Source organism: Mycobacterium sp. 852002-51163_SCH5372311, assembly GCF_001667115.1.
Taxonomy (GTDB): domain Bacteria; phylum Actinomycetota; class Actinomycetes; order Mycobacteriales; family Mycobacteriaceae; genus Mycobacterium.
On sequence record NZ_LZIJ01000087.1, the window covers coordinates 1 to 8,113 of the forward strand.

The 8,113-nt window shown below is 66.6% G+C and carries 9 protein-coding genes; 6 read left to right on the forward strand and 3 right to left on the reverse strand.

Annotated features, from left to right (window positions below):
• From A5791_RS27210 to A5791_RS11655, 3 genes are all read left to right on the forward strand, one after another.
• On the forward strand, nucleotides 1-185 hold a 185-nt coding region (locus tag A5791_RS27210; protein WP_067235927.1), incomplete at its 5' end, for a hypothetical protein.
• Between the two features lie 38 nt (nucleotides 186-223).
• On the forward strand, nucleotides 224-691 hold the full coding sequence (locus A5791_RS11650) for an SRPBCC family protein (protein WP_067235930.1): 468 nt from the start codon (nucleotides 224-226) through the stop codon (nucleotides 689-691).
• Nucleotides 692-710: 19 nt separating this feature from the next.
• The gene (locus tag A5791_RS11655) at nucleotides 711-1,529 is read left to right on the forward strand and encodes an SDR family oxidoreductase (protein ID WP_067235932.1); all 819 of its coding nucleotides are present in this window, start codon (nucleotides 711-713) and stop codon (nucleotides 1,527-1,529) included.
• A 3-nt stretch (nucleotides 1,530-1,532) separates the two neighbouring features.
• Here the strand turns inward: A5791_RS11655 and A5791_RS11660 are convergent, their stop codons facing one another.
• From A5791_RS11660 to A5791_RS11670, 3 genes are read right to left on the reverse strand one after another with little or no spacing between them, the layout of a single operon-like run.
• Nucleotides 1,533-2,270, reverse strand: a complete 738-nt coding sequence (locus tag A5791_RS11660) for a methyltransferase domain-containing protein (RefSeq protein WP_067235935.1) — start codon at nucleotides 2,268-2,270, stop codon at nucleotides 1,533-1,535.
• 13 nt (nucleotides 2,271-2,283) lie between these two features.
• The gene (locus tag A5791_RS11665) at nucleotides 2,284-3,669 is read right to left on the reverse strand and encodes an adenylate/guanylate cyclase domain-containing protein (protein ID WP_067235938.1); all 1,386 of its coding nucleotides are present in this window, start codon (nucleotides 3,667-3,669) and stop codon (nucleotides 2,284-2,286) included.
• 43 nt (nucleotides 3,670-3,712) lie between these two features.
• Complete coding sequence (locus A5791_RS11670) at nucleotides 3,713-4,321, reverse strand: TetR/AcrR family transcriptional regulator (protein WP_067235941.1); 609 nt, start codon at nucleotides 4,319-4,321, stop codon at nucleotides 3,713-3,715.
• A gap of 128 nt (nucleotides 4,322-4,449) precedes the next feature.
• Here A5791_RS11670 and A5791_RS11675 point away from each other — a divergent pair, with 128 nt between their 5' ends.
• From A5791_RS11675 to A5791_RS11685, 3 genes are all read left to right on the forward strand, one after another.
• The gene (locus A5791_RS11675) at nucleotides 4,450-5,406 is read left to right on the forward strand and encodes an oxygenase MpaB family protein (protein WP_067235947.1); all 957 of its coding nucleotides are present in this window, start codon (nucleotides 4,450-4,452) and stop codon (nucleotides 5,404-5,406) included.
• Nucleotides 5,407-5,541: 135 nt separating this feature from the next.
• Nucleotides 5,542-6,435: an SDR family NAD(P)-dependent oxidoreductase gene (locus tag A5791_RS11680; protein ID WP_067235949.1), complete on the forward strand. Its 894-nt coding sequence runs from the start codon at nucleotides 5,542-5,544 to the stop codon at nucleotides 6,433-6,435.
• Nucleotides 6,432-7,997 (forward strand): AMP-binding protein, encoded by a 1,566-nt coding sequence (locus A5791_RS11685; RefSeq protein WP_067235943.1) that lies wholly within the window; start codon nucleotides 6,432-6,434, stop codon nucleotides 7,995-7,997. The genes A5791_RS11680 and A5791_RS11685 overlap by 4 nt, the downstream gene beginning before the upstream one ends.
• Nucleotides 7,998-8,113 lie beyond the last annotated feature (116 nt).

An 8,113-nucleotide genomic window follows, 5' to 3' on the forward strand; every position in this document is an offset into this window, starting at 1 on the left:
CTTTCGAAAGGACCACGCGCATGCCGACTATCCAGGCCTGGAAAAGCCAGAGCCCTGACGACTTGCATGTAGCCGCGCCGGTCCGGGCGCGGGCGTGTGACGCCTTGTACGCCTTGCTGAGGCGCAAGCAACGCCAACTCGGCAACCGCCCGCGGCTCATGCAAAGAGGCGCTGAGCGCTGCTGACCGCGCGGACGTCAGGCTCGACGTGTTTGGATTGCGTCATGGAACCCGAAGAACGGATTGTGAGCGCAACCCGCATCGTCGCGGCGAACGCCCAGCGGATTTTCGATCTGATCGCCGACCCTTCCCTGCAGCCGAGCTGGGACGGTAACAACAACCTCGCCTCGGCTGCGCCGGGCCAGCGTATCCGGCAGGCCGGAGACGTGTTCAAGATGACCTTGACCCAAGGCGGCGTGCGGGAGAACCACGTCGTGGAGTTCATCGAAGGAAGCCAAATAGCGTGGCGCCCAGCCGAACCCGGAAAGCAGCCGCCCGGCCATCTATGGCGCTGGCAGCTCGAGCCGGTGAGCGCCGACCTCACCAGCGTGACCCATACCTACGACTGGACCCAGCTGACCGATCCCGTCCGTCTGACCCGTGCCCGCGCGACGACACGCGACATGCTGCGCGCTTCCCTGGACCGGTTGGCGGTGCTCGCCCAGAGTTCCGACCCGGGCGCCCCGCCCTGACGCCCGGTAAGGTCCCGGTATGGCTCTTCCACCACCAGGAAATGACCGCGCAGCCATCGTTACCGGCGCCTCCTCCGGCATCGGTGAGGAATTCGCGCGCATCCTCGCCCAGCGCGGCTATCAGGTCGTGTTGGTAGCCCGCAGCGCCGATCGGCTCGAAGAGCTCGCCGGACGGCTGGGCGCGCACGCTCATCCGCTACCCGCTGACCTGTCGAACCGTGAGGACCGAGCGGCGCTGCCGGACCGGGTGACGGCGCTGGGTCTGGTCCCCGACATCCTGGTCAACAACGCGGGGCTCTCGACCACGGGGGTCGTCGCGAAATCGGTTCCGGAAAAGGAACTCAACCTGGTCGAAGTCGACGTAGCGGCGGTAGTCGACCTGTGCAGTAGGTTCCTGCCGGGAATGGTCGACCGGCATCGTGGCGCGGTGCTCAACGTGGCGTCGACGGCCGCGTTCCAACCCCTGCCCGGCCAAGCGGCCTATGGCGGCGCCAAGGCATTCGTGTTGTCCTACACCCATAGCCTGCGCGGTGAGCTGCGTGGCACCGGCGTGAGCGCGACCGCGCTGTGTCCAGGCCCGGTGGACACCGGATTCGGTGAGGCGGCCGGTTTCTCCAAGGAGGAAGCAGAATCGGCACTGCCGAAGGTGATGTGGATTCCTGCAGATCAGGTCGCGAAGGCCGGGATCGACGGGCTGGCGGCCGGCAAGGCGGTCGTCATCCCCGGGCGGGTCAACCGGGTGGCCGCGTCGCTTTCCCGGATCACGCCGCCTGAGTTGCTGCTGCCCTTGCTGGCACGCAACCACCCCGCTCTCAAACGGGACCGGCAGCGGCCGTAGGGCTCACCCTTTTTTGCCACGCACCCACTGAAACACTCCGAGGGTCTTTACTCGCACGCTGACGAATCCGTGGTCTTCCAGCGTGTCCGCGATTTCGTCGTCGTCGAACGCATGCGCACCGGTGTTCGGCAGCATGCGCCAGAACCGGGCGGCACGCCCTGCCGTAGGGACCATCACCGCCAGCCGTCCGCCGGGCCGCAGCACCCGCGCCATCTCCGCGAGCGCCGCCGCGGGATCGGGAATCAGTTGCAGCACGGCGATCGAGACGACTGCATCGAAAGCACTGTCGCGCAACGGAAGTCGTTGTGCATCGGCGCGCAGGAAACCGACTTGCGGTCCGGCTTCGGCGCGCACGGCGCGGGACAGCATCGGCTCGGAGATGTCGACGCCGAGGGCCAGGCCGTCCGGCCCGGCGGCGCGGGCCAAAGACGCGGTGACGTTGCCAGGGCCGGAGCCGACGTCCAGCGCGACTCCGCCCGGCGGGATGCTGAGCCACTCGACGGGGTGCTGCCAGGCGCTGAGCACACGCCGACTAAGGGCTTGTGCGTTGTCATAGAGCATCGACCCGATCGGTGAGGCCCAGGCGGCCTGGATCGCACCGGTGTTCTTCGGGACCGCATCGGACGCGGTGCCCAGCAGATCGAGGTAGCCCTTGCCGACGTCGGGATGCGCGGGCGGATCGATGAGCAGATCCAGGGCCCGGCGCAACGCAGGGGGCATCGAGAGATTGACGTCGGTCATCGCCGCTCCTTCTCTACCGCGCGACGACGGCGCGCTCGCGCTCCAGGGCATACATTCGCCACAACCCCGGCACGCCTTTGAGGACACTTTCGCCGCGGTCGGCGAACCTGTGCCGTGATCCGGTGACGATGTCCCGCACCGTCGACGACACGCGTACCTCGCTGGCCCCGGCAAGGGCGGCCACCCGCGCACCGATGTGCACGGCCATGCCGGCCACGTCGTCCTTCAAGCCGCCGCGGACCTCTACCTCTCCGGCGTGAATCCCGACCCGGACCTCGATGCCGAGCACCCTGACCGCGTCGACGATGTCGTCGGCGCAGGCTAGCGCGGCGCTCGGGCTGCTGAATGTCGCGACGAATCCGTCGCCGGCGGTGTTGACTTCGCGTCCGCCGAAGCGCTGCAGCTCGTGGCGCACGATGGTGTCGTGGTTGTCCAGCAGGTCGCGCCACCGATCGTCGCCGAGCAGGGCGGCGTGCTCAGTGGAGCCGACGATGTCGGTGAACATGATCGTGGTGAGCAGGCGTTCGGTGTCGGAACCACCCCGCATCCCGGTGATGAACTCTTCGATCTCGTCGAGCATGGGCCCGGTGTTGCCGACCCAGTACAGGTTGTCCTCGCCGGGTAGTTCGACCAGGCGAGACCCGGTGATGTGCTCGGCGAGATATTGACCGTGCGCGATGGGTGTGAAGGTCGAGTCGGGCCGGTGCAGGATCAGCGTCGGCGCGGTGATGCGCGGCAGCGTGTCACGCACGTCGGCGTGCCGGATGGTTCTGATCATCGCCAGCGCCATGCTCGGTGAGGCGGCGCGGTTACCGGCCATGTCCCACCAGGACCGAAAGGCATCATCGTGGGCGACGCTGGGCGCGATCATGGCGAGCATGTCGAAGCCCTGGTCGACGGCATCTGGATCGACCACGAGATTCGTGTAGGGATCGAGACTGTCGATGGTGGCCCCAATCGGGTAGTCGGGCGCGTACAGCGCGCGGGCGCCGCCGTTGATGATCACCAGGCTGCTTACCCGCTCGGGGTAGTCGGCGGCCAGCACGAGTCCGGTCATCGCGGTGAAGCCGGGCGCCACGATGGTCGCCCGCTCGCATCCGACGGCGTTCATCACGCCGACGACGTCCTTCGCCCAGAACTCGGGCCCGATCATGTCGGGCGAGGAGACCCGCGACGACAGGCCGATCCCGCGCTGGTCCAGCCGGATCACCCGGGCGAAAGACGCCAATCGCCGGTGGAAGCGGTACATCGATGGCTCGGCGTCGATGCAGTCGATGGGGATGGATGGCCCGGGCAGCATTACCAAGTCGATCGGGCCGTCGCCGAACACCTGATAGGCGATGTCCGTCTCGCCGCAACTGGCGTATCGGGTTCGTGGAGCCCCAGCAAACCGGGTCACGGCATCCAGGCTAGTTCAGCGCACCGACAGGTCGCAGCGGCGGCTAGCGGCCGGTCCGGCCGATGATGGGTACCAGATAGCGGGCCGCGTAGTCGCGGACCGCGGCGGGATCCGTCGTGTCGAGCCGATCGGTGGGAAACACGATGATGCCGAGGGCCACGCGCAACAGGATGTCGGCGATGTTGGCCAGGTCCGACTCGGGGCTGTCGGCACCGCATCGCCGCAGCGTGCGGGCGATTCCGTCGGCGAACTGGCCGATCGGGAAAACGTGTGATCGGGAGAACATGCCGAGCAGCTCCGGCTCGCTTTGGGCGATCCGCGAATACAGCGGCGAGTCGTGGACCAGGCGTACGCCGAGCGCGAAGGCCTCGATTACGGCCTGTTGCGGATCACAGCCCGTCGTGGCCTGGTCCAGCGTGGTGAAGAAGAGCTGCGCTTCGCGTCGTACGACGTGCTCGAACAGGTCGTCTTTGGTGGGAAAGCGCCGGTAGACGGTGCTGCGGCTGACACCCGCGCGGGCGGCGACGTCTTCGATGTTGGCGCGCCGCACGCCGTAGGTCTCGAACACCGTCCGAGCCGTGTCCAGGATGGCGCGATCGAGCTCGGAGAGCGCCTCGGGTGCTGCCCAACCGGGTTTGATCTCCGACTGCATGAGCTGCCTCACCTGCTTTGCGGACGCCACAACCGATTGGTACGTTGAAACAAAGATATCACTTTGTTCCATTGTCTCAGGATTGCTCAGGGTATGCATCCAGCATGGAGCCCAACGAGGAGATCGGCATGACCGGCCACAACGAAGCGCTCGCCGGACCGAGCGCGGGCGCCCGCTTCGATGCCGGAGTGCGAGAGGCGGTGCCCGTGCTTGCCGGCGACGCCGAAAACGATGCGACGCGGCTGGGACCGGATTCGCTGATCTGGAAGTTCTACGGAGATCACCGCACCCAGTTCTTCGGATTCCAGCGCGTCGCCGGCGTCGAAAACTGCATCGAACAACTCGCCCAGGGCGTGCTCGACCACTCGGTTATTTTCAGTGACACCCTGGGCCGGGCCAAGCGAACCGCACCGCCGCTGATGAAGACCGTCTACTCGGACACGCCGCAGGAGTGGGGCCGCAAGGTCCGGGATTTCCACAAGCCGATCAAAGGCACCATCAGCGACGGGTCGAGGTACCACGCGCTGAACCCGGAGTTGTTCTATTGGGCGCACGCCACCTTCGTCGACCAGGTCATCTACAACACCGACATGTTCATCCGCCGGCTCTCCCACGCCGAGAAGGAGCAGATCTTCAACGAAGGCAAGATCTGGTACAGCCTCTACGGCGTGAGCGACCGCGGGCAGCCGCAGACGTACGAAGAATTCCTCGAGTACTGGGACGACATGCTCGAACGCTTCGTCCCGCACAAAACCGTGCTCTACGGCACCGGCTACATCCGCAAAGGCATACCTGGCCCGCGCTGGATCCCCAAGCCGCTGTGGAAGATCCTGTCGGCGCCGCTCAATGCCTACACCCGTCTCGTGCTGGTCGGAACTCTGCCGCCGCAGATGCGCTCGGTATGCGACCTGCAGTGGGATGCCAAGAAGGAGAAGCGTTTTCAGCGCTTCGCGGCCGTCATGCGCGCGCTGAACCCGCTGATCAACAGGATGCCGCTGTGGTTCGTCTACGCGCCCTGGGCGGCCGCGGCCTGGCGGCGCGCCGGCGTCGACCCGCGCAGGCTGTATAACCGCGCTGCGGCGTAGCCGTCCGGCCTCTGCCGACAGGCAGGCTGGGCGCCGCCTCCCGATCGGGTTGTGGTCTGCTAGTGGTTACATGTCGAGAGCACAGGGGTCGAGCAGCGACAGCCTCGGTGTGCGAAACGAAATGCGGCAGTGAAGATGAATGTGATCACCCAGGCCATCGAGGCCACGCTCGACAGAGTGGCCAACCCGGGACAGGTATCGGATCCAGACCGGCTGCGCAAGGCTGTTTCGGGCAAGACCGTCCTGGTGACCGGGGCATCCTATGGCATCGGCGAGGCGACCGCACGCAAACTGGCTGCGGCCGGCGCGACGGTGCTGGTGGTCGCCCGCTCGGCGGAACGACTCGACGACCTTGCGGCATCGATCAACGCCGGCGGCGGCAGAGCGGTCGTCTACCCGACCGACCTCAGCGACGAGACCGCAGTCAGCGTGCTGACCAAGCAAATCACCGAGCACCACGGCCCGCTGGACATCGTGGTGAGCAATGCCGGCAAGTCGTTGCGCCGCTCGCTGCACCAGCAGTACGACCGCCCGCACGATTTCCAGCGCACCATCGACATCAACTACCTGGGACCGATCTGGCTTCTCCTCGGCGTGCTGCCGGCCATGCGTGAGAACGGCCATGGTCACATCGTGAATGTGTCGAGCGTCGGCGTGCGTGTCGTGCCCGGCCCGCAGTGGGGCGCCTACCAGGCGTCGAAAGGGGCGTTCGATCGCTGGCTGCGCAGTGTGGCACCGGAACTGCACAGCGACGGCGTCGACGTCACGTCGGTCTACTTCGCGTTGGTCCGTACCCGGATGATTGAGCCGACGCCGATGCTGGGGAGATTGCCGGGGTTGTATCCGGACCAGGCGGCCGACTCGATCGCGAAAGCGATCATCGAGCGGCCGCGCAGCATCGAACCCCCGTGGGTGTGGCCCGCCGAGATCGCCTCGGTGGTGCTGGCCGGGCCTGCCGACTACGCGGCCAGGATTTGGCACCGCCGGTTTTTCGCCGAACCCGGCGACCGGGAGCGGGATGACGCATGACGACGGGTAGCGTCGCCGCCACCGCGGCGCGGGGCTTGGCCTTTTCCGGACTGCTCAGTCCGCCCGCGCCGCTCCCACTGTTGCGGTTGATCCGCGAGGTGTACCGAGGCGGCACCAATCTCTATACATTGCTTGCTATTTCGGCCGCACGGTGGCCGGACCGGACGGCGATCATCGACGACGACGGCGCGCTGAGCTATCGCGAGCTGCAGTCGCAGGTCGAATCGCTTGCTCGTGAGCTCTCGCGCAGCGGCGCCGGACCGGGCGAGGCGGTGGGAGTCATGTGCCGCAACGGACGCAACTTCGTCGCAGCGGCGTTCGCGGCCGCCCTCGTGGGCGCCGACGTGGTGCTGGTGAGCACGGAGTTCCGCCTCAATGCGCTTGCCGGCGCGCTGGATTCGCACCAGATCAAGACGATGTTCGCCGACCAGGAATTCAGCGGACAGATACGCGAGGCCGACGGGTCCGTCACGGTGATCGATCCGGCAACGGTCGAGACGCGACCCGGCGAGTCGCGGCCCAAGGTCGCGGGGACGGGCCGGCTTGTGCTGCTCACCTCGGGCACCACCGGAGTGCCCAAGGGAGTGCCGCGGGCACCGCGACTGAGCTCGGGAGTGGGCGTCGGCGTAACGCTTCTGGAGCGCACCCGCCTGCGTGTCGGTTCGCGAATCGCCTTGGCAGTGCCTATGTTTCACGGCCTGGGGTTCGGTGTGCTGATGCTGGCCGTGAGCCTGGGCGGCACCGTGCTGACCCATCGGCGCTTCGATGCCGAGACGGCGCTGGCGCAGGCCTCGCTGCAGCGTGCCGACGCGATGAGCGTGGTCCCCATCATGCTGGCGCGCATTCTCGACCTGCCGCAGCGCGTGCGGGCGCGCAACTCTCTACCGTGCCTGCGGGTGGTGCTCTCCAGCGGCGATCGCCTCGATCCCAGTCTGGCGCGACGTTTTATGGATGCCTACGGCGACGTCCTCTACAACGTCTACGGCTCCACCGAGGTTGGCATCGGTGCGCTGGCCACACCGGTCGAAGTGCGCAATGCCCCGGAGACGGTCGGAAGACCGGTCGCGGGATGTCCGGTGCGCATCTTCGACAGAAATGGCAGGCCGGTCGGCCCGCGTGTCACCGGCCGCATCTTCGTGGGCGGTGAACTGGGCGCGGACGGCTACACCGGCGGCGGAGGCAAAGCCCGGATCGACCGCATGACCAGCACGGGTGACATGGGCTACCTCGACAATTCGGGACGGCTGTACATCGTCGGTCGCGAGGACGACATGATCGTCTCGGGCGGCGAAAATGTCTATCCACGGGCACTGGAGAACGCGCTTGCCGAACACCCCGGTATTGCCGAGAACGCGGTCATCGGGGTGCCTGACGAGAAGTTCGGGCGGCGGCTGGCCGCATTCATCGTGCCCCGGCCCGGGAGCGACATCGACGAGCCGGCGTTACGAGAGTACTTGAAGGGCAAGGTATCTCGGTTCGAACAGCCTCGGGACATCAATTTCGTCGACAGCATTCCACGCAACCCGGCCGGCAAGGTGCTGCGCAAGCAACTCGCTACTTAAGCGCGAGCAGACATATAAGCACCCAATTTCGGCGCCAAACCCTCTTCGCCAGTCTGGTTGTGAGTCAGTCGACTCGAATTCAGTGGAGGGAGCGGTGGTTGTCGATTAGTGCGGGG